Below are 632 nucleotides of genomic sequence, written 5' to 3'. Positions count from 1 at the left end.
TTAATGTGACTTATGAAGAGCGATGTATTCTTAAAGACATTAACTGGACCATTAAAAAGAATGAATTTTGGCATTTAGTGGGACCAAATGGCTCTGGTAAAACCACCTTACTCGCTATGATTTATGGCAACAATACCAAAGGCTATGGCCAAGAGGTGTATCTCTTTGGACAGAAAAAAGGCTCTGGTGAAAGTGTTTGGGATATCAAACAAAAGATCGGCTATATCAGTCCAGCAATGTTAGAATTATTTAAACGCGGCCATACCGTAGAGCACATGATTATTTCGGGCTTTTATGATAGTATTGGCTTATACCAAACACCATCAACCTTACAAATACAAGCAGCTGCGCAATGGCTAGACGTCTTAAATTTAACGCAAGAAAAAAACACCTCGTTTCTTAAAGTATCACCAGCAACCCAACGTTTAATATTAATTGCAAGAGCGATGATTAAGCATCCGCCGTTGTTAATCTTAGACGAACCCTTAATTAATGTAGATGATAAAGGCAGAGCACTTATTCCGGCTTTAATCAACAAAATCGCCAAGGAAAGCGAAACCAGTATTTTGTTTGTGGCACACCGTGATGAGGCTAATATCAATCCTGATTTCACCTACGAGCTTCACCCCTCG

At 39.2% G+C, this 632-nt stretch carries 1 protein-coding gene; it reads left to right on the top strand.

What is annotated here, in order from left to right; genetic code table 11:
- A partial coding sequence (locus K1X16_RS17920) for an ABC transporter ATP-binding protein (protein ID WP_225037437.1) occupies positions 1-632 on the top strand: 632 nt, incomplete at both ends.

The sequence above is a fragment of the Winogradskyella sp. SM1960 genome, assembly GCF_020179375.1.
Classification (GTDB): Bacteria; Bacteroidota; Bacteroidia; order Flavobacteriales; family Flavobacteriaceae; genus Winogradskyella; species Winogradskyella marina.
Note: the sequence above shows the minus strand (reverse complement) of the source record. Positions and strands in the feature narration are given on the sequence as shown.